Genomic DNA, 26266 nt, shown 5'->3' with positions numbered 1-26266 from the left:
ACGCGGCCCCGCCGCGCCCGCCCGCCGGGCACCAGGCCCCTGACGCCCCGCCGTGCGCCCGGCCGCCGGGACCCCATCTGATAGGAAGGTTTACTTATTGAGGCATGATGGCCGTCCATGTGGACGCGCGACTTCGTGCTCTTCTTCACCGCCCGCACGGTGTCGATGCTGGGTTCGGCGATGATGCCGGTGGCCACCGCGCTCGGCATGCACGACGCCGGGTACGGCGCCACCGGCGTCGGCCTGGCCCTGGCCGCCTGGATGGTGCCGATGGCCGGGCTCATCCTGTTCGGCGGCGTGCTCATGGACCGGTTCACGCCCCGCCGCATGATGGTCGGCGCCGACCTCGCCAGGACGGCGACGCAGGCGGGCACGGCGGTGCTGTTCGGGCTGGGCCGGCCGGAGTTGTGGCAGGTCGTGGCGCTGTCGGCGGTCGCCGGGGCGGCGGCCGCCATGTACACGCCGGGCGTCGCGGGCACCATCTCGCGGATCGCGGCCGACGTGCAGCGGGCCAACGCCACCCTGCGCATGTCCGAGGCGATCATGCAGTTGCTCGGGCCGGGGCTGGCGGGGGCGCTGGTCGGGCTCGCCGGGGTGGGCGTGGTGTTCGCCGCCGACTCGGCCGGGTTCGCGGTCAGCGCGGCGTGCCTGCTGCTCATGCGGGTGCGGGTGGCGGGCTCCGGCGAGGAACCGGTGCTGGTGCGGCTGCGGGAGGGCTGGCGGGAGTTCCGGTCGCGCACGTGGATGTGGAGCGTCATCCTGATCTGGGTGGTCTTCGGGATCACCCTGTTCGGGCCGCTGATCCCGCTGGGCTCGGTGCTGGTGACCGACGCGTACGGGCAGACCGCGTACGGGCTGGTCATGTCGGCGAGCGGGGCGGGGACGATCGTGGGCGGCCTGGTGGCGCTGCGGATCAGGCCGGCCAGGCCGCTGGCGGCGGGCGGGATCGGCATGTTCCTGTTCGCGCTGGAGCCGCTGAGCTTCGCGGCCGGCGTGCCGCTCGGCGTGATCATGGCCTGCCACGTGGTGGGCGGGGCCGGGTGGGCGTTCTGGTCGGTGATGTGGGCGACGAGTGTGCAGACGCTGGTGCCGGCCGAGGCGCTGAACCGGGTCAGCGCGTACGAGATCGGCGGCTCCACCATGTCGCTCCCGATCGGCCAGGCGCTGGCCGGGCCGGTGGCCGCCCTGGTGGGCTCCCGCGAGGTGCTGGGCTTCTCCGCACTGGTGGCGGTCGCCGGCTCTCTGGCGCTGCTGGCCCTGCGGCCGGTGCGGCAGATCACCGTAAGGCCGCGGGAAGAGGACCGTAAGGACGCTCCCGCATCGTAGAGGCATGACAACGACGCAGACCGCGCAGTACGAGATCGTCCGCACCTTCGACGCCCCCCGCGAGGACGTCTACGCCGCCTGGACCGAGCCCGAGCGTTTCTCCCGCTGGTTCGGCCCGCGCGTGCTGGCCACGCCGGTCGGCCGGATCACCCTCGACGCCCGTCCCGGCGGCCGGTGGCGCGCGACGCTCGTCGGCGAGGAGGGGTTCGAGGCGACGCTGGAGGGCTCCTACCGCGAGGTGCGGGCGCCCGCCCGGCTGGTGTTCACCACCGGCGACCCCGACAACCCCGGCGACGGCCCGGCCTCGGTCGTGACGCTCGACCTGCTCGACCGGGACGGCGGCACCGAGATGCGCTTCCACCAGTTCGGCGTCAACACCGACCAGGAGCACGCCGAGCAGGCCAGGGCCGGCTGGGACGAGTTCTTCGACCGCCTGGCCGAGCATGTCGCACGCTGACCCCCTACACGCTGCCCCTCAGAACAGGCCGAGGGCGTCGTCCAGCTTGTACGTGCCGCCCCGCTCGTACGCCGCGGCGAAGGCGCGTTCGCCGAGCGCGTCCCGGACCCTGGCCGTGACCCGCTCCTGCTCCTCGCGTTCGGCGGCGTTGGCGGGGGTCTGGATCTGCTCGCGGACCGCGGCGGCCAGCCCCAGCAGCACCGCCGCCCGCTCGGTCGGCCCGGCCGCCGCCGCCGCGCCCGCGACGCACGCCGCCGCCGTGCGCGGGTCGCCGACCCGGATCGCCGCGGCCAGCGCCTCCCGGTGCAGCTCCAGGGCCGCGGCCGGGTCGCCGCGCAGCTCGGTGAGGTGGCCCAGCTCGACCAGCAGGTCCGGCAGGTGCAGCGGCGGCTCGACGGCGGGGTCGCGCGGCAGGCCCTCCAACAGGTGGTGCAGGTGCGACTCGGCCAGGTCGAGCAGCCCGGCGCGGCGCGCGGCGAAGGCCAGGCCCATCTCGGCCATGGTCTCGCCCATCTTGTAGCCCTGGCCGAGCGCCAGCTTCAGCGCCCGTCCGCACAGCTCCATGGCCTGGTCGTAGGCACCGCCGTGCAGCGCCGTCCAGCCCAGCCAGGCGATGCGCCCGGCCACCTCGGGCCACAGTCCGAGCTCCTCGGCCATGCGCAGCCCCTCGGCGAACAGCCGGCGCGCCCGCTCGTGGTCGCCGGCCATCTCGGCCGCGCCCGCCAGCCATTCGGTGGCCTGCAACATGCCCCAGCGGTCGCCCAGCTCGCCGAACAGCCGCGCGCTCTCCCCCGCGTCGCGCTCCAGCGCCTCGGTGTCGCGCATGGTGAACGCGTCGCGCGCCTGCCTGGCCAGCGCGACGGCGACGCCCCACGTGTCGCCGAGAGCGCGGCAGGCGGCCAGCGCCCGCCCGGTCAGCTCCTGGCCGGTGACCATGTCGGGCACGCTCATGCCGGCGAACAGCTCGGCCCTGGCCCGCTCGCCCGGGTCGGCGACGCGTTCGAGCAGCGGCTCCCATGCGACCTGCTCGCCCAGGAGCAGCGCGAACCCGGCGTGCCAGGCCGCCGCCCGGTGCCTGGCCGGGCCGTCCGGCCCCGCGACGGCCAGCGCCGCGCCCAGCGAGCGCCTGCCCTCGGCCAGCCGGCCGCGCAGGAACCAGTACCAGGCCAGCGCGTTGACCAGGCGCGCGGCGGTGTCGGCGGCCCCCTCGGCGATGGCGGTGTCCAGCGCGGCCCGCATGTTGGCCGACTCGGCGTCCAGGCGCAGCAGGCGGTCCCGCTGCTCGCCGCCGTACAGGCCGGGTTCGGCCGCCATGGCCAGCTCCAGGTAGTGGCGCAGGTGGGCGCGGCGCACGTCGGCCAGCTCGCCGGCGTCGGCCAGGCGGCCCACGCAGTACTCCGACACCGACTCCAGCAGCCGGTACCGGACGCCCGTCGTGCTCTCGGCGACGACCACGAGCGAGCGGTCGACCAGCCGGGCCAGCAGGTCGAGCACGTCGAGCCCCGGCTCGGCGCACACCGCCTCGGCCGAGTCCAGGGTGCAGCCGTCGGCGTGCACGGCCAGGCGGCGCAGCACCACCCGTTCCTCGTCCGACAGCAGGTCCCAGCTCCAGTCGAGCACGGCGGTGAGCGTCTGCTGCCGGGCGGGCGCGCCCCGGCGTCCGGACGCCAGCAGCCTGAACCGGTCGTCCAGCCGGTCCACCACCCCCTGGACGCCCAGCGCCCGCACCCGCGTCGCGGCCAGCTCCAAGGCCAGCGGGATGCCGTCGAGCCGCCGGCAGAGCTGGGCCACCGCCTGCGCGTTGCCCGCCTCCAGGGCGAACCCGCGGGCCGAGGCGGCGGCCCTGGCGACGAACAGCCGGACGGCGTCCGAGCGGGCCATCTCCGCCAGGTCCGTGCCCGCCGGCAGGTCGAGCGGCGGGACGCTCCACAACACCTCGCCGTCCACGCCGAGCGGCTCCCTGCTGGTGGCCAGGACGGTCAGGCCCGGCGCCGCGGCCAGCAGCGCGTCGACCACCTCGGCGACCTGCTCGACCACGTGCTCGCAGTTGTCCAGCACGAGCAGCACGCGCCTCGGCCGCAACGCCGCGGCCAGCCGCTCGCGCACGTCGCCGCCCGACGGGTCCTCCCGGATGTCCAGGGCGGCCATGATCGCCTCGGCGGGCGAGTGGGTGGCGCCGTCGAGCGCGACCAGCCAGGCGCCGTCGGCGAAGCCGTCCAGCAGCCGGTGCGCCGCCTCCAGCGCCAGCCTGGTCTTGCCGACGCCGCCGGTGCCGGTGAGCGTCACCAGCCGCTCGGCGGTGACCAGCGAGCAGATCTCGGTCAGCGCCTCGTCCCTGCCGACGAGCTTGCTGACGGACGCGGGCAGGTTCGTGGTGGGCCGCTCGGCGGGCAGGCTCAGCGCCGGGTCCTGGCCCAGGATCGCCTGGTGCAGCGCGACCAGCTCGGGCCCGGGATCGAGGCCCAGCTCGTCGGCCAGGCGCTCGCGCAGCTCGGCGAAGCTCGCCAGGGCGTCGCTCTGCCGTCCGGCCCGGTACAGGGCGCGCAGGTGCACGGCGCGCAGCCGCTCCCGCAGCGGATGCCGGGCCACGAGATCGCCCAGCTCGCCCACCAGCAGCCCGTGCTCGCCCAGTTCGAGCCGGGCCTCGGCGCGCTGCTCCAGCGCCGTGAGCCGCTGCTCCTCCAGCCGGACGATCGCCGACCTGGTGTACTCCTCGTCGGCGAAGTCGGCGTACGCCGCCCCCCGCCACAGCGCCAGGGCGTCGGCCAGCAGCCCCGCCCTGGTCCGCGGGCTGTCGGCGGCCTCGGCACGGGCCAGCAGGTCGGCGAAGCGGGCCGCGTCGAGCGCGCTCGGATCGGTGCGCAGCAGGTAGCCGGGCGCCCGCGAGACCACCAGGTTCTTGCCGCCCGGCTCGGCGTCCTCGAGCGCCTTGCGCAACTGGGAGACCCGCACCTGGAGCGCGCCCGCCGGGTTGCCCGGCGGCTCCTCGCCCCACAGGTCCTCCACCAGCCGGTCGGCCGAGACCGGATGGCCCTCGTGGACGAGCAGGTCGGCGAGCAGCGCCCGGACCTTGAGCCCGGGGATCGTCACGGGCTCCCCCGCGTCGGTCCACACGGCCAGCGACCCCAGCACCCCAAAACGCATGTCCGTCACCTTATGTGCCGCCGTAAGCCCACGAGAAGCGCACCGGAAGCGCCCTCCGGCACCGTGAAACCAACGAAAGGGGAAACGACATGAAGACCGGCACCCTCGCTGGACGGCGGGAATGGACGGGGCTCGCGGTCCTCGCCTCGGTGGCCCTGCTGCTCTCCATCGACCTGAGCGTGCTCTACCTGGCGCTGCCGCACCTGAGCGCCGGACTCGGCGCCTCCGCGCCGCAGCAACTGTGGATCCTGGACATCTACTCGTTCATGCTGGCCGGATTCCTGGTGACGATGGGCACGCTGGGCGACCGGATCGGGCGGCGCAGGCTGCTGCTGATCGGCTCGGTGGCCTTCGCCGCGGCCTCGGTGGCCGCCGCCTACTCGGTGAACGCGGAGATGCTCATCGTGTCCCGGGCGCTGCTCGGCGTCTCGGGGGCGACGCTGCTGCCGTCGTCGCTGGCGCTGATCCGCACGATGTTCACCGACGGCCGGCAGATGGGGACCGCGATCGGCCTCTGGTACGGCTGCTTCATGCTCGGCATGGCGGTCGGGCCGCTGGTGGGCGGGCTGCTGCTGGAGCACTTCTGGTGGGGGTCGGCGTTCCTGATGGGCGTGCCGTTCATGGCGGCCGTGCTGGTCGCCGGACGGCTGCTGCTCCCCGAGTACCGCGACCCGCACGCCGGCCGCCTCGACCCGGCCAGCGTGGCCCTGTCCCTGGCGACCATCCTGCCGGTCGTCTACGGGCTCAAGGAGGTCGCGCGCGGCGGCTGGCAGCCCGTTCCCCTGGCCGCGGTCGCCGCCGGGGCGTCCTTCGGCGTGGTGTTCGTCAGGCGGCAGCGCAACCTCGCCAACCCGCTGCTGGACCTGCGGCTGTTCGGCAACCGCGCGTTCACGGCGACGCTGGGGATCATGTCGCTCGGCGGGATCGTCATGGCCGGGACCACGCTCATGACCACCCAGTACCTGCAGACCGTGGAGTCGTTGTCGCCGCTGGACGCCGGGTTGTGGCTGGTGCCGCAGAACCTGGCGATGATCGTGGCCCTGACGGTCGCGCCGCGGCTCGCCGCCCGGCTCGGCACCGCGTACGTGATGGCCGCCGGGCTGGCGCTGGGCGCCGTCGGGCTGTTCCTGCACACCCAGGTCCCGAGCGCCGGCGGGACCGGGCTCGTCGTCACCGGGCTGGTCCTGGCCTCGGCGGGCATCGCGCTGCCGATGGGCGCGGGCAACAGCGTGATCATGACGGCCGCGCCCGCCGAGAAGGCCGGGTCGGCGGCGTCGCTGACCGAGACGAGCGGCGAGTTCGGGGTGGCGGTCGGGGTGGCCGCGCTCGGCAGTCTCGGCACGGCCGTCTACCGCGGGCAGTTGCCCGAGCACCTGCCGGTGGAGGCCGTGCGGGAGAGCATCAGCGCGGCGGTGACCGCCGCCAAGAACCTGCCCGACCTGCTGGACCTGGCGCGGGCGGCGTTCACGTCGGGGCTGAACACGGTGGGGGCCGTGAGCGCGGTGGTCTTCGCGGGGCTGGCCGTCTTCGCGCTCCTCACCCTCCGCGACCACCGCCCGACGTCCTGAGCCTTCTCGCCCTTACGCCCTCTCGCCCTACGCCCTCTCGACCCTGACCGCCGGCCTGGCCGGCGGTCCTTCGCCGTCGCCGGGCCCTTCCGGGCATGCCGTTCGTACGCCCGGTCAGCCGGACGGCGGCGCCTTCCTGGCCGAGCCGCGGTAGCCGGCCGCGTCGTAGCGGCGTTCGTTGTCGGCCAGCTTGGCGGTCGCCGCCGCCACCAGATCGACCCCCAGGACGTCGGCCAGCCGGACCAGGTACAGGGTCACGTCGCCGAGCTCGGCGCGGATGCGGGCGAGCGTGTCGGGGTCCGGGCTCGCGGACTCCTCGGCGGTCAGCCACTGGAACTCCGCGACCAGTTCCCCCGCCTCCCCCGCCAGCGCCATCGCCAGGTTCTTCGGCGTGTGGAACCTCTCCCAGTCGCGGGCCCGCGCGAACTCCCGCAGCCGTACGGCCAGCCCCTCCAGCTCCTCGTTCACGCCACCCGACCCTACTGGCCCGCCCGCCGATTCATCACGACCGGTGATGACAGTCCGGAGGAACCCCGTCTGGTTCCCCGGCCGCTTCCGCGATCGACTGGCTCCCGTGTTCTCCCACTTCAACGGCCCGGTCCTCGTCCCCGGCGACCCCGGGTACGACGACGAGACGGCCCGCTTCAACACCGTCGCCGGCCCCGTCCGCCCCGCCGTGGTCGTCGGCGCCCGGGACGCGGGCGACATCCGGAAGGCGATCGACCACGCCCGGTCGGCGGGGCTGCGGGTGGCGGTCCAGGCGACCGGCCACGGCCTGTCCGCCCCCGTGGACGGGACCCTGCTGATCAACACCCGCAGGATGACCGGCCTGTCCGTCGACCCAGCCACCCGCACCGCCCGCGTCGGGGCCGGAGTGCGCTGGGGCCAGGTCGTCGACGCCGCCGCCGGACACGGCCTCGCCCCGCCGAACGGCTCCTCCCCCTTGGTCGGCGCGGTCGGCTACACGCTGGGCGGCGGTCTGCCCGTGCTCGGCCGCACGTTCGGCTGGGCCGCCGACCGGGTCAGGTCCCTGGAACTGGTCACGGCCGACGGAACCCTGCGCACGGTGAGCCCGTACGAGAACCAGGACCTCTTCTGGGCCCTGCGCGGCGGCCGGCCGGGCGTCGGCGTGGTGACCGCGATTGAGCTGGAGCTGACCGCCGTCCCCCGCTTCCACGGCGGCATGCTGCGCTTCCCGGCCGAACGGGCGTCCGAGCTGCTGGCCGCCTGGCTGGAGTGGAGCCGTGACCTGCCGGACACGATGAACAGCTCCATCGCCCTCCTCCGCCTCCCCCACGCCCACCTCACCGCCATCCGCCTCGCCCACGCCACCCCCTCGTCCTTCCCCTCCCCGTCGAACGCCTCCCCGTCGAACCCCGCCTCCTCGTACCTCACGCCTGAGGAGCTGATCGCGCCTCTCCGCGCCCTGAACCCGGCCGAGGACACCGTCAGGGACCGCCCCTACACCGAGATCGCCGCCGTCCACGAGGACCCCACCGACCCCGCCGCCTACCGTGAGCTCTCCCTGATGCTGCACACCCTCGACGCCGACCTGTTCGACCGCGCCGACCCGGACTTCGCGATGGTCGAGATCCGCCGCCTCGGCGGCGCCCTGGCCGCCGCCCCGGACGTCCCGAACGCGATCGACCACCGCACGGCCGCCTACAGCCTGACCACGATCGCCTTCGCGGGCATGAACCCGAAACCGCCTGTGGACCCGGCCGACCCGTCCAGCACGGGCCTCCGCTTCCGCAACTTCCTGGCCGGCCCGCAGGCCCCGGCCCTGGCCGCCGAGGCGTACACCCCGACCACCTGGACCAGACTCACCACCCTCAAAACCACCCACGACCCCCACAACCTGTTCCTCTGACGGGCGTCGTAGGCTCCAAGTACCCGTTTGATGCCGTCTGGCGAATGAAACGCACGCCAGACGGCTTCAAATGGGTAGGTTGATCCCGACAAGGGAGACGCCGTGCTTCTCAACTTCCGGTTGGCCAACGTCCTGTCGTTCCGTGACGATCAGCGTCTCTCGCTGATCGCGACGGAGCTGAACGACGGCACCGCCCGCCCCATCCCGGCCCGGGAGGGAGGGCGGCCCCTGGCCGTGCTCCCGGTCCTGGGAATCTGAGGTCGACCTCGAACTGGCGGGTGTCCGCTACACCTACGGATTCGAGCTGGACGACGAACGTGTCCACGCCGAATGGCTGCACGCCTACCCCAAGGGCCGGCGTCAGGTCTGGTTCGACCGCGACGGCGACGACTTCCGCTTCGCGGGGGAAGGGCTGCGCGGCGAGAAGCAGGACCTGGCGCGGAAGACCCGACCGGACTCCCTTTTCCTCACGGTGGCCGCCGAGTGGAACAACGAGCAACTGCTGCCCGTGTTCGAGTGGTTCCGCGACAATCTGTGGCTGATCAGCCCCGAACAGGACCTGCCCCAGCGCCAGGAGTTCACCAAGGCCAGGGCCCTTGCGGACGAACGGTTCAGGGATCAGGTCGGCCGCCTCCTGACCCGGGCCGACCTCGGCATCGTCGGTTTCGACAACGACGCGCTGGCGCGCGGCGACGTTCGGCTGCTCCACCGCGCCGGCGATCACACGGCCTCTCTGGACTTCGCGCACGAGTCCATGGGCACCCGCGCCTGGTTCGCGATGCTGGGGCCCCTGCTGGAGGCGTTCCAGCAGGGCACCACGGTGCTCGTGGACGAACTGGACGCCAGCCTGCACCCCGCACTCGCGGCCGAGGTGATCAGGATGTTCGAGGATCCCGAGGTCAACGCGCGAGGGGCGCAGATGGTGTTCACGACGCACGACGCGTCGCTGCTGCGTCCGCTCGCGGGCGGGGAACGGATCCTCGACCGTGACGTGGTCTGGATGGCGGAGAAGGACCCCAGGGGTTCGACGGAGCTGTATCCGCTGTCGAGCCTGCGTCCACCGCCCCGTCCGAACGAGAACCTCGAACGTGGCTGGCTGCTCGGCCGCTTCGGCGGCGTGCCGCGGGTCGCCCCCGGTGAGCTGGCACGCGAGGCGGGAGAGGCCCTCGCATGAGCCCCGACATGGTCAGGAAGAAGCGCCAACGTGGCTCCAGCCTGACGGCCCAGCCGCCGCCCCGCGCCGCCAATCGCATCTTCTACGCCGTCGCCGAAGGCGCGGTGACCGAGTACGACTACCTCACGATGCTGCAGAACGCGTTCTCCCGGCAGTGCTCGTTCCGCATCGACATGCCGAAGTACCGGCCCGACGACATGAAGCCATGGAAAGTCGCCCAGCGCGCCCTGACCGTGGCCGAGGAAGACACTCTTCGACCGCGACCAGCACGGTGACCTGGGCGACGCCCTGAGCGCGCTCAAGGAGCACTCCAAGGTCAGGGTGGCCCTGTCCCATCCGTCCTTCGACTTCTGGCTCTACCTGCACTACGGCCTCCATGACCACCCGCAGGACGGCCGTAACCACCAGGTCCACCAGTTGTTGTCGCAGCGGCCTGGGTTCGCGGGGTTCGGGCCGAGGGACAAGAGGATCACCAAAGCCCGCGCCGATCACCTCATGCCACGCCTCAAAACCGCGTTCGACAACGCGCGGGCCTTGGACAGGCGCTGCGCTTCCGGCAAGTGCTCCCATCCGCGTGGCTCCGAACCGCGTTGCGGCCTCCTCGATCAGGACCCGTCCAGCGGCATGTGGCGCCTTCTGGACAGCCTCGGCATCCCGCCATTCCTCTGAGACGGCCGGAGGGACGGGCCCGGCGACCGGGCGACGAACTGCAGCTCAGGCGACCAGAGCCGTCGAGTGGCGGATGCGAAGAGGTCTCGCAGGTCAAGGGCGGATGGCCAGGGCGCCGGAGGCGCCGGAGGGAGAACGCCTGAGCCCGGAGGGCGAAGACCCTAGAAGAGCACCTCACTCCACGGCGGCCGTGCTCTCGCGGACGATCAGTTCCGTAGCCAGTTCCACCCGTTTCGTCTCCGGCACCTCGCCCTTCCCCATGCCCAGCACCGTACGGGTGGCCAGCGCCGCCATCTCCTGCAACGGCTGGCGTACCGTCGTCAGCGGCGGCCAGGCCGACTTCGACAGCGGCAGGTCGTCGAACCCCACGACGCTCAGATCCTCCGGAACGCGCAACCCCCGCTGCCGGGCGGCCTCGAACACGCCGAACGCCATCAGGTCGCACCCGGCGAAGATGGCCGTGGGCGGTTCGTCCAGTGACAGGAGTTCGTGGCCCTGGTCGTGGCCGGAGTCGACGAGGAAGGTGCCGCGCCGGACGAGTTCGGGGGCGAGCGGCACGCCGGCCGTCTCCAGGGCGGCCCGGTAGCCGTCGACGCGGGCCTGGCTGCACAGCATGTCGGCGGGGCCGCTGATCACGCCGATCCGGCGGTGGCCGAGTTCGAGCAGGTGGCGGGTGGCGGCGAGGCCGCCGTTCCAGTTGGTGGCGCCGACCGAGACGATGCCGGGGGCCGGCTCGCCCTCGGGGTCGACCACCACGAACGGCAGCGACCGCGCGCTGAGCTGGGCCTGCACGCCGGTGGACAGGCGTGAGGCGACGATCACCACGCCGTCGGTGCGGCGGGCGGCCAGCCGTTCGAGCCAGTCGCGGCCGGGACCGGCGTGGGTGTGCAGCACCGCGATGACGACGCTGGCCCCGGCCTCGTGGGCCGCGCTCTCCGCGCCGCGCACGATCTCCATGGCCCACGGCGACTCGATCTCGGCGAACACCAGGTCGACCAGGCCGGCGGGGGTGTCCTGGCTGACGCGCCGCTGGTAGCCGTGTTCCTGGAGCAGCCGTTCGACCTTGTGACGGGTCGCCGGCGCCACCTCGGGCCGGCCGTTGATGACTTTGGAGACCGTGGGGATGGAGACCCCGGCCTCTTCTGCGATCAGTGCGATCGTCACGCGCCTCTTAGCTGACACGTTCGGGAGTGTATCCGAAAGTTTCGGAATGGGATCGCTCCCACGACAGCTGTTGACGCCCTGCGCAGCACATGTCCATGCTCCGATCAACGAAACTATCGGGGGTTACGCGAAACTTTCACACCGCTCGTGCCCGATGAAGGGACCCCTGGATGAAACGCGGTCTGACCCTCATGGCCACCGCCGTGCTCGTCGCCGGATGCGGCAGCGGCGGGAGTGGCGGCAGCGGCGGGCAGCCCGGCGGCTCGCCGCCCGGCCAGAAGCCCGCCAAGGTGACGCTGGAATGGTGGCACCTGTCCACCGCCGAGCCGCTGAAGTCCCTGCGGGCGCAGCGGGCCAAGGACTTCGGCGCCCTACCCGTGGGGCGCCCGCTACCAGACCGACGACCTGATCAGGCACATCCTCCTCGCCCAGGCCCTGCTGCCCGAGTACGCCGGTCTGTTCAGGGGGGCTCGGCGACGACGAGCTGCCGGCCCTGGCCGACTCGTTCACGCTGGAGCAGTGCGTACGGCGTGAGCCGCTGCTCGACCTGCTGGCCGCCAATCTCACCGGGTGACAAACCGCTCATACAGTCGGGTGCGTCACACCACCGGGCAAACTATCGCCATCACTGCTTGCGCTAGGTATGCTTCGGCTGCCCTAATTTAGGTAAGCCTTTCCTCAGCCAGCAGGAGTGACGGTGTTCGCCAGCTACCTCATCGGACTGCGCGAGGGACTGGAGGCGACGCTCGTCGTCTCCGTCCTCATCGCCTTCCTCGTCAAGAGCGACAGGAAGGACAAGCTTCCCCAGGTCTGGACGGGCGTCACCGCGGCGGTCGCGCTGTCCGTCGGCTTCGGCGCGCTGCTGACCTTCACCGCCGCCAATCTCGGGCACATGGGGCAGGAGCTGTTCGACGCGATCACCTCGCTGCTGGCCGTCGCGTTCGTCACCTGGATGATCTTCTGGATGCGGCGCACCGCCCGCGCGCTCTCCGGCGAGCTGCGGGGCAAGCTCTCCGACGCGCTGCAGATGGGCTCGCTCGCGGTGGTCGTGATGGCCTTCCTGGCCGTGGCCCGCGAGGGGCTCGAGACGGCGCTGCTGTTCTTCGCCGCCGTCCAGGGCGCGACCGCCACCATGGACCCCCTGCTCGGCATCGCGCTCGGCCTGCTCACGTCGGTGGTCATCGGCTGGGGGCTGTACAAGAGCGCGCTGAAGATCAACCTCACCAAGTTCTTCACCTGGACGGGCCTGCTGCTCATCCTGGTCGCCGCCGGCATCTTCAAGTACGGCGTGCACGACCTCCAGGAGGCCAACATCCTGCCCGGCCTGAGCTCCTACGCCTTCGACATCAGCGCCGTCCTGCCCGCCGATTCCTGGTACGGCGCGCTGCTTTCCGGCATGCTCAACATCACGCCGCAGCCGAGCATCGCCGAGGCCGTGGCCTGGATCGTCTACCTCGTGCCCACTCTCTTCCTCTTCCTGCTGCCACAGCGGGTGAAGACCACTCCCGCCTCCACCGCACCCGCGGCCTGAACAGGAGCATCATGCGTACCGCCATCAGCCTGTCCTTCGGCGCGCTCGCCCTCGCGGGCCTGACCGCGTGCGGCTCGGGCACCACCGCCACGGAGGCCGCCAAGGGGCCCGCCGCCGCGCCCGGCAAGATCACCGTGGCCGCGTCCGACACCGAGTGCAAGGTCGCGACCGCCGAGATCGCGGCGGGCACGAGCACGTTCACGATCACCAACGGCGGGTCCAAGGTGACCGAGTTCTACGTGTACGCCCCCGGTGACCGGGTGATGGCCGAGGTCGAGAACATCGTGCCCGGCCTGACCAGGGAGCTGGTGGCCGAGCTGCCGGCCGGCGCGTACGAGGCCGTCTGCAAGCCCGGCATGGTCGGCAAGGGCATCCGCAACGCGCTGAAGGTGACCGGCGAGCACAAGGCGCTCACCTCCGACGCCCAGCTCGCCGACGCCGTCGCCAGCTACAAGCGCTACATCAAGTCGCAGAGCGACACGCTGCTGGTCAAGACGCAGGAGTTCGTGGACGCCGTCAAGGCCGGCGAGATCGACAAAGCCAAGGAGCTGTACCCGGTCTCGCGGACGTACTGGGAGCGCATCGAGCCGGTCGCGGAGATCTTCGGCGACCTCGACCCGGCCATCGACGCCCGCGAGGCCGACCTGGCCGACGGCGAGGAGTGGGCCGGATTCCACCGGATCGAGAAGGATCTGTGGATCAAGAAGGACATCAGCAAGGACGGCCCGGTCGCCGACAAGCTGATCGCCGACGTCAAGACCATCGTCCAGAAGTCCAACGCCGCCGAGCTGACCCCGCTCAACCTGGCCAACGGCGCCAAGGAACTGCTCGACGAGGTGGCCTCCGGGAAGATCACCGGTGAGGAGGACATCTGGTCGCACACCGACCTGTGGGACTTCGACGCCAACCTCCAGGGCTCCAAGGCCGCCGTGCAGTCGCTGCGCCCGGTGCTGGAGCAGCGCTCCCCCGACCTGGTCAAGACGCTGGACGAGAAGTTCGCCGCCGCGGAGGCCGCGCTGGGCGCGCACCAGAAGGGCGACGGCTGGAAGCTGCACGACGAGCTGTCCAAGGCCGAGCTGAAGGCGCTGTCCGACGCGATCAACGCGCTGGCCGAGCCGATCAGTAAGATCGCACCGGTCATCGCCAAGTAACGGGAGGTGGGGGCGATGTCGCAGGCCGGCGGGCGGATGAGCCGCCGCAAGCTGTTCGGGCTCGGGGCCGCGGGAGCGGCCGTGCTCGGGGCGGGGGCGGTGACGACCAGGTCTCTGCTGGAGGAGGCGCCGGTCGCGCACGCCGCCTCGACGTCCGATCCGTACCCGTTCTACGGGCAGCACCAGGCGGGCGTCGTCACGCCCGCCCAGGACCGGCTGCACTTCGTCGCCTTCGACGTCATCACCGACAAGAAGGCCGAGCTGGTCGACCTGCTCCAGGAGTGGACGGCCGCGGCGGCCCGGCTGACGCAGGGCAAGGAGGCCGGGGCGTTCGGCGCGGTGGGCGGGGCGGCCGAGGCGGCGCCCGACGACACCGGCGAGGCGCTGGGGCTGCCCGCCTCGGGGCTGACGCTGACGATCGGGTTCGGCCCGTCGCTGTTCGACGACCGGTTCGGGCTGGCGGACAAGCGGCCGGCCGCGCTGGCCGCCCTGCCGAAGTTCCCCGGCGAACAGCTCATCCCGGAGATCTCGGGCGGGGACATCTGCGTCCAGGCGTGCGCGCACGACCCCCAGGTGGCCGTGCACGCCATCCGCAACCTGGCCAGGATCGGCTTCGGCAAGGTCTCGGTGCGCTGGTCGCAGCTCGGTTTCGGCCGTACGTCGTCCACGTCGCGGGCCCAGGCCACGCCGCGCAACCTCCTGGGCTTCAAGGACGGCACCAACAACATGAAGCTGGAGGACGCCGACCTGCTGCGCGACCACCTGTGGGCCGGCGGCTCGGACGGCACCGCCTGGATGGCGGGCGGCACGTACATGGTCACCAGGAAGATCCGCATGACGATCGAGACCTGGGACCGCGCCTCGCTCGCCGAGCAGGAGCAGATCTTCGGCCGGGACAAGGGCGAGGGCGCGCCGCTGGGCAAGAAGGCCGAGTTCGACGCCGTGGACTTCGCCGCCAAGGGCCCCGACGGGCAGCCGCTGATCAAGGACGACTCGCACGTCAAGCTGGCGCACCCGAGCAACAACGGCAACGCCCACCTGCTGCGCCGCGGCTACAACTTCGTCGACGGCTCCGACGGCCTCGGCCGCCTGGACGCCGGGCTGTTCTTCATCGCCTACCAGCGCGACCCGCGCAAGCAGTTCGTGCCCGTGCAGATGAACCTGGCCCGGCACGACGCGCTCAACGAGTACATCAAGCACGTCTCCAGCGGCCTGTTCGCCTGCCCGCCCGGCGTCCAGGACGCGGGCGACTACTGGGGCCGCACCCTGTTCGCCTGACCCCCTCCCGGCGCAGCGCCCGCTCCCGCCGTCAGCGGTGGCGGGCGCGGGAGGCCTGGGCGTGGGCGCGGTTGGCGCAGCGGGTCGAGCAGAACTGCCGCTTGCCCGGCCGGCTCCGGTCGACGAAGGCGTCGGTGCACGGCGTGGCCGCGCACTGGCGCAGCCGTTCCCAGTCGCCGGCCGCGGCGATCCCCAGCAGCTCGGTGACGGCCCGTACGGCGAGCCTGCCCGCCGCCGTCGCCCCCTCCGGCGCGACCAGCCGCAGCCGGGGCACACCGCCCGGGTGCTCCACCGCCGCCCGCGCCGGCAGCCCGGCCACCCACTCCGCCAGTGCCCCGGCCCGGCCGGCGGGCTCGGCGGCCAGCACCGCGCGCAGCCGCTCGCGCACCTCCCTGACCTCTTGCAGGTCCTCCTCCCCGAGCCCGTGGTCGTCTTCAGCCAGCTCGAGGCAGAAGCGGCGCAGCTCCGCCACGTCGGGCAGCCGTTCGGGATCGTCCAGGTACTCGTCCCACGTGTTGGCCAGGTCGACGGCCACCAGACCCGTCTCGGTGAACTGGCGCATCCCTCACCCTCCTGCTACTGTCACGACTATGAGCACTATAACCCCTGACAGAAAACTGACCGTCCTCGACGCGCCGTCCAACCTCGGCCTGCGTCCACTCGCCGAGGATGTCATCCCCGGCTGCTACAAGGCTCCCTGGGCGTTGCGGGACAACGGGCTGGTCGCGCGGATCGGCGCGGCCGACGCGGGCGCGCTGGTCCCGCCCCGCTACGTGGCCACCTGGAAGCCCGGCGACGGCGTGCGCAACGGCGCGGCCATCGCCGCCTACACCCGGCGGCTGGCCGACCGCGTGGCCGGGATCAGGGACGGCGGCGGCTTCCCCGTCCTGCTCGGCGGCGACTGCTCCATCCTGCTCGGCTCCGTGCTCGCCCTGCGCAGGACGGGCCGCTACGGGGTGGCCTACCTCGACGCCCACACCGACTTCCGCCACCTGGGCAACTCGCCGCACGTCGGCGCGGCGGCCGGCGAGGACCTGGCCCTGGTGACCGGCCGCGGCGACGACTACCTGACCGACATCGACGGCCTGCGCCCGTACGTCCGGGACGAGGACGTCATCGTGCTCGGCGTCCGGGACGACGAGGACATCAAGGACCTCACCGACGACGGCATCGCCTACGTCGCCGGGAACGACATCCCCCTGGAGGCCGCCGAGCGCGTGCTCGTGCGCGACGACCTGGACGGGTTCTGGATCCACGTGGACGCCGACGTGCTCGACCCGTCCGTGGTGTCGGCCGTCGACTCGCCCGCCCCCGGCGGCCTGACCGGCGACCAGCTCGCCGGCCTGCTCCGCGGGCTGCTCGCGCTGCCCGGGGCGGCCGGGATCCAGTTCACCATCTTCGACCCCGACCTCGACGAGGACGGCAGCCAGGCGGCCACCTTGACCGACATCCTCGTCTCAGCCCTGAGCTGACCCGTGGCCGTCCGGGGCGGAGCCGTCCGCCCGCAGGATGCGGAAGACGGGATGAGCAGGCGCGATCCGGCGGAACCGGTCCAGCGGCGCCTTCGGGCCGAGGCCGAGATGGGGCCGCGCGCCGGGTGCGACGGCGGCGTAGCGGCGCAGGATCTCGGCGCGGCGCTCGACCGGGACCTCCGCCAGCCTGATCGGCGCCGCCCGCCCGCGACGTCGCAACACGGCCCGGCCACCGGCGGCCCGGACGTTGCGCACCCAGTTCGCCTCCGGGCCGAGCATGGACACGACGTACTCGCCGCCCTCGTGCCCGGCGACCGCGACGGGCACCGACGTGAGGGCCCCGCTGCGGCGTCCCACCACCTGGAGCACGGCGCCCTGGGGCAGCGGCAGCCACCGGGACGCGTACGTCAGCGCGTCGAGCCGGTTCATCGCGCGCATGAGCGCGTTGGGCCGCCCGCCCCGGTACATCAGGCGCTTGAGCGCCGCCGGCCAGTGGGCGAGCCGGGTCACCGCACCCTCCTCCACAGCAGCACGACCGCCACCAGCCCCGGGACCAGCGGAAGGACCTGCAACCAGCCGAGCAGCGGCACCAGGCCGACCTCGCCGTTGGTGTCCCGGACGGTCAGGCCCGCGAACGCGAAGCACGACGCCACCACGAACAGCCCGGCCCCGAGCCAGCGGGCCCACCCCCTGCCCGCCCCGGCCGCCCGGACGGTGACGAGCCAGCCGGCCAGCCCGAGCGCCCCCACGACCGAGAGGATCACCGTGTACGTGGTGACCCCCTCGTCGATCCTGCCCGGCCCCAGCCCCGGATAGCCGGCCCTGAGGTACTCGGCCAGCCCGGAGCGGTAGGCGAAGGCGAAGAGGGTGACGAGCACCGTGAGCGCGGCGCCGCCGTACAGCAGGGCGAGGGCTCCGCGCGGCTTCCCTGTCATGACATGAGTCCTTCCTGGTCAACATTCTTACAAAGTATGTTTCTATTATACTTACCACGTAAGAATCGAGAAAGGGCACGATGTCCCCGAAGCGCACCCGCGGCCAGAACGCCGGACTGACCCGGCAGGCCATCCTGCGGGCGGCTCTGGCGCTGGCCGACCGCGAAGGTCTGAAGGCGCTGTCCATGCGCCGCATCGGCCAGGAGCTCGGGGTCGAGGCCATGTCCCTCTACCAGCACGTCGACAGCAAGGACGCGCTGCTCGACGGCCTGGTCGAGCAGGTCGTCACGCAGGCCGCGCCGCTGCTGACCGAGGCCGCCTCATGGCAGGAGGGCCTGCGCGAGTACGCCCACGCGCTGCTGCGCGCGCTGCTCGCGCATCCGAACGTCCTGCCCCTGGTGGTCAGCCGTCCCGCGATCACGCCCGGGAACCTGCGCCTGATGGAGGAGGGGCTGCGCGTGCTGCGCGCGGCGGGGCTGCCGCCGGACCGCGCGCTGGACATGCTCTACGCCGTGACCGGGTTCGTCGTCGGCCACGTCGCCGTCCTGGCCGCCGGTGGTGCCGCCGAGCGGGCCGCGCCCGGCACCGCGATGCGCGACATCCCCGAGCCGGACCTGGCGGAGACCCCGCTGCTCGCCGAGGCCACCCGGGCGCGGCGCGCCCAGCCGCCCTCGGGGACCGACCGCCGCTTCGTCTTCGCGCTCGAAGCCATGCTGCGCGGCTTCGGCGGCGAACCCCTCGGAAGCGGCGAACCCTGCGGAGGCGGCGAACCCTGCGGAGGCGGCGAGCGCTAGCGGAAGACGTACCCGCTCGTGCTGGTCCGGCCGGTGGCGTTCGTGGCCGTGACCGAGGTCCAGGGGCCGGGCGGGACGTAGGGGGCCCACGCCGACTCGGGGCGGCCCGGCCCGTGCCATCGCTGGGCCACGCCGACCTCACGGCCGCCGGGCGAGGTGAAGCGCAGGGTGCCGCCGCGCAGGTTGTAGCCCTCGACGGTGATCCCGGGCCGTCCGTCCCGTTCCTCGCGGTAGGCGTTCACGATGATCGGCTGCCGCCCGCCGTTCGCGATGTCGTCGGCCAGCGAGGGCGTGGACGGGGTCTCCTGGCAGGTGAAGAAGGGCTCCCAGCCGTAGGAGATGATCTTCGCGGCGTGCCCGCCGGTCGCCATGATCTGCTGGTCGAGCCGGGCCTTGCTGGTACGTCCGCGCAACGGCAGCGGCTCGACCCGCCCGCACTCGCCGTCCGCGGGGGCGGGCTCGAAGCCCTCGACGTTGACCCACAGCTCGACCCCGGCGGGCACGCTCCTGGCCGCCGCCTCGATGTAGTCCCTGGTGGGCCCGTAGTAGCCGTCGGCGTTGCGCACCCGGCCGACCACCGGGACGAGCCGGGCGGCGACCATGGACCCGCCCTCCTCGATCCCGTGCACGGGGACCTTGCCCGTGCCCCGCCCGTCCTGCACGGCGACGGCCATGGGCGCGCCGGCCCGGGTGGCGGCGATGTCGGCCAGCCCGCCGGGCACCTGGCCGGGCGGGAAACCGCGGCCCCTGCGGGCGTCGATGTAGGGGCTGACCAGGATCTTCCGGCCGGGCAGCGCGGCGGCGACCGCCGCGTGCTGGGCCGCGTACAGGGCGAGGACGGGGTCGTGCGGACCCCGTTCGCGCATGGCCAGCTCGAACGACTGGTAGACGCCGCCGAAGGCGGCCGACCCGCCGAACCGCTCCCGGTAGCCGGCCAGCACCCGCGTGGTGAAGGCGTTCAGCGCGGCGAGGTGCGCGAGGTCGGGCTCCCACGGCTTGCCCCGCCGCTGCGGCGCGGCGGGCAGCCCGGGAAACACCCTCATCCCGTACGCCGCCGCCTCCTCGACCAGGTTGCCCAGCCCGTCGCCGTCGGTGGAGACCAGCACCAGGTCCTGGACGCGCGCGGCGCACGACGCGGCCAGCGACACGCGGTAGAAGACCCGCCCGCCGCTCTCGATCCGCCGGTCGAGGCCCGGACAGCGCAGCATTGAGCGCCCGAACTCCTCGCTGGTCACGTACGTGTAGACGTGCCGGATCCGTTTGCCGGGCACCCGCGCGCAGGGCCGTCCGTCCACCCGGCAGGCGGCGAACTCCGCCTCCATCGGCCCGGCGTCGAACCGCGGCCCGAACGTGACGAGCGTGTCGCCGCCGAGCGAGTGGATCGCCTCCACCGTCCGCCGCGTGACGCACACGTCGGCCCGCGGCATGACCCAGTAGCCGGTGATCGCGTACGGCGAGGTCACCCGCGTGTCCCTGGGCGGGCACCCGTCGTCGCCGGCGCCGGGCCCGGCCGGGACCACGACGAGGACGGCGAGGACCACCATCACGACCAGCCACCGTAACCGGCGCACCCATGCTCCCCTCGACGTACCGACCAGAGTAGGCATCTACCCGATCCGCGGCCGGTAGTGCCCCGGTGCCGGTCGGCCGCGGGGCGGCGCGGACAATGGGGCCATGGTGAGCATCGACCTCAGCGGGAAGACGGCGCTGGTCACGGGCTCGACCCAGGGCATCGGGTCGGCCATCGCGGCCGGTCTGGCAAGGGCGGGCGCGCGTGTCGGCGTCAACGGCCGCAGCGAACGTTCGGTGGCATCGGCCATCGAGCGCATGGACCACCGTGGCCTGGTCGCCGCGCCCGGCGACGTCTCCACCGACGAAGGGCTCCAGCGGGTCCTCGGCTCGCTGCCGCAGGTGGACATCCTGGTCAACAACCTGGGCATCTTCGAGGCCAGGCCGGCGCTGGAGATCGACGACGCGGAGTGGCGGCGCTTCTTCGAGGTCAACGTCCTGTCGGCGGTGCGCCTCACGCGCGCCTACCTGCCCGGCATGATCGAGCGCGGGTGGGGCCGGACCCAGTACATCGCCAGCGACTCGGCCATCGTCACGCCCACCGAGATGATCCACTACGGCATGAGCAAGACGGCGCTGCTGGCCGTCTCGCGCGGGTTCGCCAAGGAGGCCGCCGGCAGCGGGGTGACGGTCAACTCGGTGATCGCCGGGCCCACGCACACCGGCGGCGTGGAGGAGTTCGTCTACCAGCTGGTGGACCGGGAGCTGCCGTGGGAGGAGGCGCAGCGGGCGTTCATGCGCGAGCACCGTCCGCAGTCGCTGCTCCAGCGGCTGATCGAGCCCGAGGAGATCGCCAACATGGTCGTCTACCTCAGCTCGCCGCTCGCCTCGGCGACCACCGGCGGCGCCCTGCGCGTGGACGGCGGCTACGTGGACGCCATCCTGCCCTGACCCCCGCCCGCGCTCAGTACGACTGGAGCTCGATCAGGTTGCCCTCCGGGTCGCGCAGGTGGGCGGTACGCAGGCCGGGCCCCCAGGCGGGCCGGTCCTGGGGCGGCGCGGCGACGGTGGCGCCCAGCCGGACCAGCCGGTCGGCCTCGCCGTCGACGTCGTCGACCCGCATCACCAGCATCACCGTGTCCTGGGCGCCCGCCGGCGGCAGGCCGGACGTGCCGATGACCCCGGCGACGTGCTCGCGGCCGAAGAGCACGAGACCGGCCTGGCCGTCGATGTCCCAGTTGGCGTAGGCGGCCTCCGTCAGCACCTTCACCGGCTCCAGCCCGAGGGCGGCCCGGTAGAAGGCGACGCTCGCCGGGAAGTCGCGCACCAGCAGCCGAGGGTAGAGGGCGTCCATCCTGATCCTCCGAATTAGTGGGTCATCACCAACTATTGGGAACAACCTACACTTCTCGATGAGATGGAACTGCCACCCACCCTGCTCGGGACGACCACCTTCGTGCTGCACAAGGTCGGCGTCGCCAACCGCCGCGCCCTGGCCGCGCGGCTCACCGCCGACACGGGGCTGAGCCTGTGGGAGTTCGCGGCGCTGGCCACGCTCGACGACTTCGGCCCGGCCGCCCAGCGGGAGGTCGGCGACCGGCTGGGCCTCGACCCGAGCGACATGGTCCGCCTGATGGACGGCCTCATGGCCGAAGGGCTGGCCGCCCGGGAGCGCGATCCCGCCGACCGCCGCCGCTACCGGATCTCGCTGACCGCCGCCGGCCGGGACGCCCTGGAACGGGCCCGCGCGGTGGTGGCGGACGTCGAACGCGAGACGCTCGCCCCGCTGACGGACGCCGAGCGCCGCGACCTCCACAGTCTGGTCAGGAAACTATTCTCACCCTGACAAATCCCATAACTCCCGTCAACTGACGAACAACTGTCACAACAACTGCCCTCTTTGCACAAAGAATCAGATCATGTTAGATGGAGGGCAAGCTCCGGGAGAGAGGACCGGGCATTGTGACGCTGATCCTCGATGGCGTCCGCGTACGGCAGCGCGGGGAGACCTGGCTCGACGACATCCACCTGGAACTACCGCACGGACTGACCACCCTCGTCGGCCCGATGAACTCGGGAAAGACCACGCTCATGCGGGTCGCCGCCGGGTTGCAGCCGCCCGATTCTGGACGGGTGCTGGTCAACGGAAATGACGTCACCTCGATTTCCGTGCGAAAGCGCTCGATCGCCTTCGTCTATCAGCAATTCATCAATTACCCGTCCCTCACCGTTTACGAGAACATCGCCTCGCCGTTGCGGCTGGACCGGTCGTACCGGAAGGACGGCATCGACCGGCGGGTGCGGGAGGTGGCCGCGGTCATAGGCCTCGGCGACCTGCTCGGCCGCAGGCCCGCGGAGCTGTCGGGCGGCCAGCAGCAGCGCACGGCGATCGCCCGCGCGCTGGCCAGGCCCGTGGACGTGCTGCTGCTCGACGAGCCGCTGGCCAACCTCGACTTCAAACTCCGGGAGCAGTTGCGCGAGGACCTCAAGCGCATGTTCACCGGCTCGCCGGGCGTCGTCCTCTACTCCACCGCCGACCCGAACGAGGCCCTGACCTTCGCCGCGCCCGCCGTGGTGCTCGGCGAGGGCCGGGTGCGGCACGTCGGCGACCCGGCCACCATGTACGCCGAGCCGCCCACGCTCGCCGTCGCGGCCACGCTCAGCGACCCGCCGCTGAACCTGCTGCCCGGCACGGTCAGGGACGGCCGGATCGAGGTCATGGGCACCTCCTTCCCCGCGCCGCACGCCACCACCTCCGGCGAGCGGGTCCTCCTGGGCATCCGCCCCCACCAGGTGACCATCACCAGGACCGGCCCCGGCGTGCTGGAGCTGCCCGCCGAGATCAGGCTGGCCGAGGTGACCGGCGGCGCGACGTTCCTGCACCTGCTGCTGGCCGGACGCCGGCACCTGGTGGCCCACCTGCCGGGCACCCGCCAGTTCACGCCGGGCCAGGCGGCCACCGCGTACGTGGACCCGCGGCACATCTTCGTGTTCGACGAGGCCGGCGGCCGATTACCGGTCGCCCCGGCGGCGGGGGCGGGACGGCATGGCTGACATCCGCCTGGAAGGCGTGGGCCACAGCTACGACGGCGGCCGCACGTGGGCGCTCAGGCCGACGACCTGGACCTGGCGCAGCGCCAGGGCCTACGCCCTGCTCGGCCCGAGCGGCTGCGGCAAGACGACGCTGCTGAACATCGTCTCGGGGCTGCTCAGGCCCACGGTGGGCCGGATCTGGTTCGACGACCGCGAGGTCACCGGGGTCCCCACGGCCGGCCGCAACATCGCGCAGGTCTTCCAGTTCCCCGTCCTGTACGAGGAGATGTCCGTCTACGACAACCTGGCCTTCCCGCTGCGCAACAGGAAGGTCCCGGCCGAGGAGGTCCGCCGCCGCGTGCTGCGGGTCTCGGCCATGCTGGGCCTGGACGACGTGCTGCGCCGCCGGGCGCGCCGGCTCGACCCGGGCCGCAAGCAGATCGTCAGCCTGGGCCGCGGCCTGGTGCGCGAGCAGGTGGCCGCCGTGCTGCTCGACGAGCCGCTGACCGTGGTGGACCCGGCGCTGAAGTGGACGCTGCGCAGCAAGCTCAAGGAGATCCACCGCGACACCGGCCACACCCTGGTCTACGTCACCCACGACCAGACCGAGGCGCTGACCTTCGCCGACGAGGTGGTCGTGCTCAACGACGGCGAGATCGTGCAGGCCGGGGAGCCGGGCGAGCTGTTCCTGTCGCCCGCGCACGAGTTCGTCGGGCACTTCATCGGCTCGCCCGGCATGAACGTGCTGCCCGCCGAGATCGACGGCGACGTGGTCAAGATCGGGCGCTCGGAGGTCGGTGCGGTGCGTGCGGCGGGAGGCGGCGGGCTGCCGCCGGGGCCGGTGCGGATCGGCGTGCGGCCCGAGTTCGTCCAGGTCGGCGGGCCGCCCGTCGGGCCCGGCGTGGCGGCCAGGGTGACCGGGATCGACCGCATGGGCTCGCACGACCTGGTGCGCGCCGAGGTCGGCGGCCATCCGGTGATCGCCAGGACCGAGGCGGGCTCGACCTGGACGCCGGGCACGGTCGAGTTCCTGCATTTCCCCGCGGACCGGACGTTCCTGTTCCGCGACGCGGTCCGGTGCGGCTCGCTCGCACCCCTGGACGGAAGGGGGCAGGCGTGACCGACCGGACCGCCGTCGCGGGCAGCCAGGCGGGTGGCGAGGTCGAACCGGCCGCCGCCGCGCCCGCCGCCGAGGCCGCCGGGGCCGCCGGGCCGCGCGCCGATCCCCGTCCGCGGGACAACCGGGCCTGGCTGCTGGTGCTGCCGGTCGTGGTGTCGGTGGCCTTCACCGCGGTGATCCCGCTGATGACCGTCGTGAACTTCTCCGTCCAGGACGTCTTCAGCCCGGTGGACCGGGTGTTCGTCGGCCTGGACTGGTTCCGGCAGATCGCCCGCGACCCCGAGGTGCGCGCGGCGCTCGTGCGCACGCTGCTGTTCTCCGCGCAGGTGCTGCTGGTGGAGGTCCCGCTCGGGGTGGCCATCGCGGTCTGCATGCCGCGCCGCGGGTTCTGGGTGTCGGTGGCGCTGGTGCTGGTGGCGCTGCCGCTGCTCATCCCGTGGAACGTCGTGGGCACGATCTGGCAGATCTTCGCCCGCGGCGACATCGGGCTCGGCGGCTGGGTGATCAACAACGTGCTGCGCGTCAACTTCAACTACACGCTCGACTCGGCCGACGCCTGGATCACCGTCCTGGTCATGGACGTGTGGCACTGGACGCCGCTGGTGGCGCTGCTGGCCTACGCGGGGCTGCGGTCGATCCCCGAGCCGTACTTCCAGGCGGCGCAGATCGACGGCGCGTCGGCGTGGGCGACGTTCCGGCACATCCAGCTCCCGAGGCTGCGCGGGGTGCTGACGATCGCGATCCTGCTGCGGTTCATGGACAGCTTCATGATCTACACCGAGCCGTTCGTGGTGACCGGGGGCGGGCCGGGGAACGCGACCTCGTTCCTGAGCATCCTGCTGTCGAAGATCGCCGTCGGTCAGTTCGACCTGGGCCCGGCGGGCGCGTTCTCGCTGCTGTACTTCCTGCTCGTGCAGATCGCCTGTTACGTCTTCTTCACCGTGCTGACCAGGGCGGGGAGGTGAGTTCCACGCGCCACCGGCTGCCGTGGGCGCGCACGGTCTTCTGGCTGTACGCCGCCACGCTGATGTTGCCGCTGCTGTGGATGTTCGGCATGTCCATCCGCCCGAACGAGGACATCCTGGGCAGCTTCTCGCTGATCCCGCAGCGGGTGACCTTCGACAACTACGTCACGTTCTTCAGCGACCCGTCGTGGTATTCGAGCTACCTCAACTCCATCGTCTACACCTCGATGAACGCGGTCATGTCGCTCGTCGTGGCGCTGCCGGCGGCGTACGCGTTCTCGCGGTTCCGCTTCGCCGGGGACAAGCACCTGTTCTTCTGGCTGCTGACGAACCGGATGGCGCCGCCGGCGGTGTTCCTGCTGCCGTTCTTCCAGATCTACCAGGCGGTCGGGCTGTTCGACACGCATCTGGGCGTGGCCGTCGCGCACATGCTGTTCAACGTGCCGCTGGCGGTCTGGATCCTCGAAGGCTTCATGTCGGGGATCCCCCGGGAGATCGACGAGACCGCGGCCGTCGACGGGTACTCGCTGCCGCGCTTCTTCGTCCGGATCTTCCTGCCGATGATCCGGTCCGCGCTCGGCGTCACCGCGTTCTTCTGCTTCATGTTCAGCTGGGTGGAGCTGCTGATTGCCAGGACGATCACGTCGGTGGACGCCAAGCCCATCGCGGCCACCATGACGCGGACGGTGAGCGCGGCGGGCGTGGACTGGGGGCTGCTGGCCGCGGCCGGCGTGCTGACCATCGTCCCGGGGGCCGTCGTCATCTGGTTCGTGCGCAACTACATAGCCAAGGGGTTCGCCCTGGGGAGGGTCTGACCGTGCAGTGGATGGTGTGGACCGCCCCCACGGCCCTGGTGTTCGCCGGGCTGGCGCTGCTCCTGTGCGTGATGGCCGTCTGGGCGCGGATCTCGCCGCCCGTGGCCAGGCGGGGTTTCCTGCGGATCGAGACCGACCGGGGCGACCGGCTGTACATCGGCCTGATCAGCGCGGCCGTCGTGCTGGCCCTGTGGATTGCAGTCACCGACCTGTCCATGTGGGCGGCGCTCGGCGTCGCGCTGCTGGTCATGGTCGTGATCGGGATATGGGGCTGAGAGGAAGAGGAGCCAG

Annotated in this window: 29 protein-coding genes; 20 read left to right on the top strand and 9 right to left on the bottom strand. The window is 72.4% G+C overall.

What is annotated here, in order from left to right; all coding sequences use genetic code 11:
* Positions 1-117: 117 nt before the first annotated feature.
* The gene (locus tag ABZ444_RS01760) at positions 118-1326 is read left to right on the top strand and encodes an MFS transporter (RefSeq protein WP_357991209.1); all 1209 of its coding nucleotides are present in this window, start codon (positions 118-120) and stop codon (positions 1324-1326) included.
* Between the two features lie 4 nt (positions 1327-1330).
* Positions 1331-1783 carry an SRPBCC domain-containing protein gene (locus ABZ444_RS01755; RefSeq protein ID WP_357991206.1) on the top strand — a complete coding sequence of 151 codons (453 nt, stop codon included), beginning with the start codon at positions 1331-1333 and terminating at the stop codon, positions 1781-1783.
* A gap of 18 nt (positions 1784-1801) precedes the next feature.
* On the opposite strand, the gene ABZ444_RS01750 is transcribed toward ABZ444_RS01755, so the two are convergent.
* On the bottom strand, positions 1802-4927 hold the full coding sequence (locus ABZ444_RS01750; RefSeq protein WP_357991203.1) for a BTAD domain-containing putative transcriptional regulator: 3126 nt from the start codon (positions 4925-4927) through the stop codon (positions 1802-1804).
* Between the two features lie 89 nt (positions 4928-5016).
* Here ABZ444_RS01750 and ABZ444_RS01745 point away from each other — a divergent pair, with 89 nt between their 5' ends.
* Positions 5017-6495 (top strand): MFS transporter, encoded by a 1479-nt coding sequence (locus ABZ444_RS01745; RefSeq protein WP_357991201.1) that lies wholly within the window; start codon positions 5017-5019, stop codon positions 6493-6495.
* Positions 6496-6609: 114 nt separating this feature from the next.
* Here the strand turns inward: ABZ444_RS01745 and ABZ444_RS01740 are convergent, their stop codons facing one another.
* On the bottom strand, positions 6610-6963 hold the full coding sequence (locus tag ABZ444_RS01740; RefSeq protein ID WP_357991199.1) for a nucleotide pyrophosphohydrolase: 354 nt from the start codon (positions 6961-6963) through the stop codon (positions 6610-6612).
* Positions 6964-7009: 46 nt separating this feature from the next.
* On the opposite strand from ABZ444_RS01740, the gene ABZ444_RS01735 reads away from it, so the two are divergent.
* The 5 genes from ABZ444_RS01735 (at position 7010) to ABZ444_RS01715 (ending at position 10208) form a co-directional block, all read left to right on the top strand.
* Positions 7010-8365, top strand: coding sequence for an FAD-binding oxidoreductase (locus tag ABZ444_RS01735; RefSeq protein WP_357991196.1), 1356 nt, complete (start codon positions 7010-7012; stop codon positions 8363-8365).
* Positions 8366-8467: 102 nt separating this feature from the next.
* On the top strand, positions 8468-8623 hold the full coding sequence (locus ABZ444_RS01730; protein ID WP_357991193.1) for a hypothetical protein: 156 nt from the start codon (positions 8468-8470) through the stop codon (positions 8621-8623).
* Positions 8624-8636: 13 nt separating this feature from the next.
* A complete protein-coding gene (locus ABZ444_RS01725) occupies positions 8637-9539 on the top strand; it encodes an ATP-binding protein (protein ID WP_357991616.1) in 903 nt (300 codons plus the stop codon).
* The gene (locus tag ABZ444_RS01720; protein WP_357991190.1) at positions 9536-9814 is read left to right on the top strand and encodes a hypothetical protein; all 279 of its coding nucleotides are present in this window, start codon (positions 9536-9538) and stop codon (positions 9812-9814) included. Before ABZ444_RS01725 ends, ABZ444_RS01720 begins: the two co-directional genes overlap by 4 nt.
* A gap of 1 nt (position 9815) precedes the next feature.
* Positions 9816-10208: an RloB domain-containing protein gene (locus ABZ444_RS01715; RefSeq protein ID WP_357991613.1), complete on the top strand. Its 393-nt coding sequence runs from the start codon at positions 9816-9818 to the stop codon at positions 10206-10208.
* Positions 10209-10382: 174 nt separating this feature from the next.
* Here the strand turns inward: ABZ444_RS01715 and ABZ444_RS01710 are convergent, their stop codons facing one another.
* Both ABZ444_RS01710 and ABZ444_RS01705 read right to left on the bottom strand, forming a co-directional pair.
* Positions 10383-11390, bottom strand: coding sequence for a LacI family DNA-binding transcriptional regulator (locus ABZ444_RS01710; RefSeq protein WP_357991187.1), 1008 nt, complete (start codon positions 11388-11390; stop codon positions 10383-10385).
* Between the two features lie 442 nt (positions 11391-11832).
* On the bottom strand, positions 11833-11958 hold the full coding sequence (locus ABZ444_RS01705; RefSeq protein ID WP_357991184.1) for a hypothetical protein: 126 nt from the start codon (positions 11956-11958) through the stop codon (positions 11833-11835).
* Between the two features lie 111 nt (positions 11959-12069).
* Here ABZ444_RS01705 and efeU point away from each other — a divergent pair, with 111 nt between their 5' ends.
* The 3 genes from efeU to efeB are packed head-to-tail and all read left to right on the top strand — an operon-like array spanning position 12070 to position 15332.
* Positions 12070-12903: an iron uptake transporter permease EfeU gene (gene efeU, locus ABZ444_RS01700; protein WP_357991181.1), complete on the top strand. Its 834-nt coding sequence runs from the start codon at positions 12070-12072 to the stop codon at positions 12901-12903.
* 11 nt (positions 12904-12914) lie between these two features.
* On the top strand, positions 12915-14054 hold the full coding sequence (efeO, locus tag ABZ444_RS01695) for an iron uptake system protein EfeO (RefSeq protein WP_357991178.1): 1140 nt from the start codon (positions 12915-12917) through the stop codon (positions 14052-14054).
* Between the two features lie 15 nt (positions 14055-14069).
* On the top strand, positions 14070-15332 hold the full coding sequence (gene efeB, locus ABZ444_RS01690; protein ID WP_357991175.1) for an iron uptake transporter deferrochelatase/peroxidase subunit: 1263 nt from the start codon (positions 14070-14072) through the stop codon (positions 15330-15332).
* A 31-nt stretch (positions 15333-15363) separates the two neighbouring features.
* Here efeB and ABZ444_RS01685 read toward each other — a convergent pair whose 3' ends face one another.
* Positions 15364-15894, bottom strand: coding sequence for a CGNR zinc finger domain-containing protein (locus ABZ444_RS01685; RefSeq protein WP_357991172.1), 531 nt, complete (start codon positions 15892-15894; stop codon positions 15364-15366).
* A gap of 28 nt (positions 15895-15922) precedes the next feature.
* On the opposite strand from ABZ444_RS01685, the gene ABZ444_RS01680 reads away from it, so the two are divergent.
* The gene (locus ABZ444_RS01680; protein ID WP_357991169.1) at positions 15923-16804 is read left to right on the top strand and encodes an arginase family protein; all 882 of its coding nucleotides are present in this window, start codon (positions 15923-15925) and stop codon (positions 16802-16804) included.
* Here the strand turns inward: ABZ444_RS01680 and ABZ444_RS01675 are convergent.
* A complete protein-coding gene (locus ABZ444_RS01675) occupies positions 16790-17314 on the bottom strand; it encodes a nitroreductase/quinone reductase family protein (RefSeq protein ID WP_357991166.1) in 525 nt (174 codons plus the stop codon). The two genes, ABZ444_RS01680 and ABZ444_RS01675, sit on opposite strands and share 15 nt — an antisense overlap.
* Positions 17311-17739 carry a hypothetical protein gene (locus ABZ444_RS01670; protein WP_357991163.1) on the bottom strand — a complete coding sequence of 143 codons (429 nt, stop codon included), beginning with the start codon at positions 17737-17739 and terminating at the stop codon, positions 17311-17313. Before ABZ444_RS01670 ends, ABZ444_RS01675 begins: the two co-directional genes overlap by 4 nt.
* 80 nt (positions 17740-17819) lie before the next feature.
* Here ABZ444_RS01670 and ABZ444_RS01665 point away from each other — a divergent pair, with 80 nt between their 5' ends.
* On the top strand, positions 17820-18533 hold the full coding sequence (locus tag ABZ444_RS01665; RefSeq protein WP_357991160.1) for a TetR/AcrR family transcriptional regulator C-terminal domain-containing protein: 714 nt from the start codon (positions 17820-17822) through the stop codon (positions 18531-18533).
* Here ABZ444_RS01665 and ABZ444_RS01660 read toward each other — a convergent pair.
* Entirely contained in the window at positions 18530-20104 is a 1575-nt protein-coding gene (locus ABZ444_RS01660) for a hypothetical protein (RefSeq protein WP_357991157.1), read from the bottom strand. The genes ABZ444_RS01665 and ABZ444_RS01660 overlap by 4 nt on opposite strands.
* 106 nt (positions 20105-20210) lie before the next feature.
* Between ABZ444_RS01660 and ABZ444_RS01655 the strand changes: the two genes are divergently transcribed.
* Complete coding sequence (locus tag ABZ444_RS01655) at positions 20211-20993, top strand: SDR family oxidoreductase (RefSeq protein ID WP_357991610.1); 783 nt, start codon at positions 20211-20213, stop codon at positions 20991-20993.
* Positions 20994-21006: 13 nt separating this feature from the next.
* On the opposite strand, the gene ABZ444_RS01650 is transcribed toward ABZ444_RS01655, so the two are convergent.
* Positions 21007-21396 (bottom strand): VOC family protein, encoded by a 390-nt coding sequence (locus ABZ444_RS01650; RefSeq protein ID WP_357991154.1) that lies wholly within the window; start codon positions 21394-21396, stop codon positions 21007-21009.
* Between the two features lie 63 nt (positions 21397-21459).
* Here ABZ444_RS01650 and ABZ444_RS01645 point away from each other — a divergent pair, with 63 nt between their 5' ends.
* The 6 genes from ABZ444_RS01645 (at position 21460) to ABZ444_RS01620 (ending at position 26250) form a co-directional block, all read left to right on the top strand.
* The gene (locus tag ABZ444_RS01645) at positions 21460-21888 is read left to right on the top strand and encodes a MarR family transcriptional regulator (RefSeq protein WP_357991150.1); all 429 of its coding nucleotides are present in this window, start codon (positions 21460-21462) and stop codon (positions 21886-21888) included.
* A gap of 116 nt (positions 21889-22004) precedes the next feature.
* The gene (locus tag ABZ444_RS01640; RefSeq protein ID WP_357991147.1) at positions 22005-23096 is read left to right on the top strand and encodes an ABC transporter ATP-binding protein; all 1092 of its coding nucleotides are present in this window, start codon (positions 22005-22007) and stop codon (positions 23094-23096) included.
* A complete protein-coding gene (locus ABZ444_RS01635) occupies positions 23089-24195 on the top strand; it encodes an ABC transporter ATP-binding protein (RefSeq protein ID WP_357991144.1) in 1107 nt (368 codons plus the stop codon). The genes ABZ444_RS01640 and ABZ444_RS01635 overlap by 8 nt, the downstream gene beginning before the upstream one ends.
* The gene (locus ABZ444_RS01630; protein ID WP_357991141.1) at positions 24192-25160 is read left to right on the top strand and encodes a sugar ABC transporter permease; all 969 of its coding nucleotides are present in this window, start codon (positions 24192-24194) and stop codon (positions 25158-25160) included. Before ABZ444_RS01635 ends, ABZ444_RS01630 begins: the two co-directional genes overlap by 4 nt.
* Before the next feature lie 62 nt (positions 25161-25222).
* On the top strand, positions 25223-25975 hold the full coding sequence (locus ABZ444_RS01625) for a carbohydrate ABC transporter permease (RefSeq protein ID WP_357991607.1): 753 nt from the start codon (positions 25223-25225) through the stop codon (positions 25973-25975).
* 11 nt (positions 25976-25986) lie between these two features.
* On the top strand, positions 25987-26250 hold the full coding sequence (locus ABZ444_RS01620; RefSeq protein WP_357991604.1) for a DUF2160 family membrane protein: 264 nt from the start codon (positions 25987-25989) through the stop codon (positions 26248-26250).
* Positions 26251-26266 lie beyond the last annotated feature (16 nt).

Source organism: Nonomuraea sp. NPDC005730 (assembly GCF_040630865.1).
GTDB lineage: Bacteria > Actinomycetota > Actinomycetes > Streptosporangiales > Streptosporangiaceae > Nonomuraea.
The sequence above is the reverse complement of the archived record's forward strand: the minus strand, read 5'-3'. Positions and strand labels throughout refer to the sequence as shown.

Excerpts from the sequence above, each read along its gene's own strand:
- ABZ444_RS01760 (WP_357991209.1), top strand. The coding sequence starts at position 118 with ATGTGGACGCGCGACTTCGTGCTCTTCTTCACCGCCCGCACGGTGTCG.
- ABZ444_RS01755 (WP_357991206.1), top strand. The coding sequence starts at position 1,331 with ATGACAACGACGCAGACCGCGCAGTACGAGATCGTCCGCACCTTCGAC.
- ABZ444_RS01750 (WP_357991203.1), bottom strand. The coding sequence starts at position 4,927 with ATGCGTTTTGGGGTGCTGGGGTCGCTGGCCGTGTGGACCGACGCGGGG.
- ABZ444_RS01745 (WP_357991201.1), top strand. The coding sequence starts at position 5,017 with ATGAAGACCGGCACCCTCGCTGGACGGCGGGAATGGACGGGGCTCGCG.
- ABZ444_RS01735 (WP_357991196.1), top strand. The coding sequence starts at position 7,010 with ATGACAGTCCGGAGGAACCCCGTCTGGTTCCCCGGCCGCTTCCGCGAT.
- ABZ444_RS01720 (WP_357991190.1), top strand. The coding sequence starts at position 9,536 with ATGAGCCCCGACATGGTCAGGAAGAAGCGCCAACGTGGCTCCAGCCTG.
- ABZ444_RS01705 (WP_357991184.1), bottom strand. The coding sequence starts at position 11,958 with ATGAGCGGTTTGTCACCCGGTGAGATTGGCGGCCAGCAGGTCGAGCAG.
- efeO (WP_357991178.1), top strand. The coding sequence starts at position 12,915 with ATGCGTACCGCCATCAGCCTGTCCTTCGGCGCGCTCGCCCTCGCGGGC.
- efeB (WP_357991175.1), top strand. The coding sequence starts at position 14,070 with ATGTCGCAGGCCGGCGGGCGGATGAGCCGCCGCAAGCTGTTCGGGCTC.
- ABZ444_RS01685 (WP_357991172.1), bottom strand. The coding sequence starts at position 15,894 with ATGCGCCAGTTCACCGAGACGGGTCTGGTGGCCGTCGACCTGGCCAAC.
- ABZ444_RS01680 (WP_357991169.1), top strand. The coding sequence starts at position 15,923 with ATGAGCACTATAACCCCTGACAGAAAACTGACCGTCCTCGACGCGCCG.
- ABZ444_RS01670 (WP_357991163.1), bottom strand. The coding sequence starts at position 17,739 with ATGACAGGGAAGCCGCGCGGAGCCCTCGCCCTGCTGTACGGCGGCGCC.
- ABZ444_RS01665 (WP_357991160.1), top strand. The coding sequence starts at position 17,820 with ATGTCCCCGAAGCGCACCCGCGGCCAGAACGCCGGACTGACCCGGCAG.
- ABZ444_RS01650 (WP_357991154.1), bottom strand. The coding sequence starts at position 21,396 with ATGGACGCCCTCTACCCTCGGCTGCTGGTGCGCGACTTCCCGGCGAGC.
- ABZ444_RS01645 (WP_357991150.1), top strand. The coding sequence starts at position 21,460 with ATGGAACTGCCACCCACCCTGCTCGGGACGACCACCTTCGTGCTGCAC.
- ABZ444_RS01635 (WP_357991144.1), top strand. The coding sequence starts at position 23,089 with ATGGCTGACATCCGCCTGGAAGGCGTGGGCCACAGCTACGACGGCGGC.
- ABZ444_RS01625 (WP_357991607.1), top strand. The coding sequence starts at position 25,223 with ATGTTGCCGCTGCTGTGGATGTTCGGCATGTCCATCCGCCCGAACGAG.
- ABZ444_RS01620 (WP_357991604.1), top strand. The coding sequence starts at position 25,987 with ATGGTGTGGACCGCCCCCACGGCCCTGGTGTTCGCCGGGCTGGCGCTG.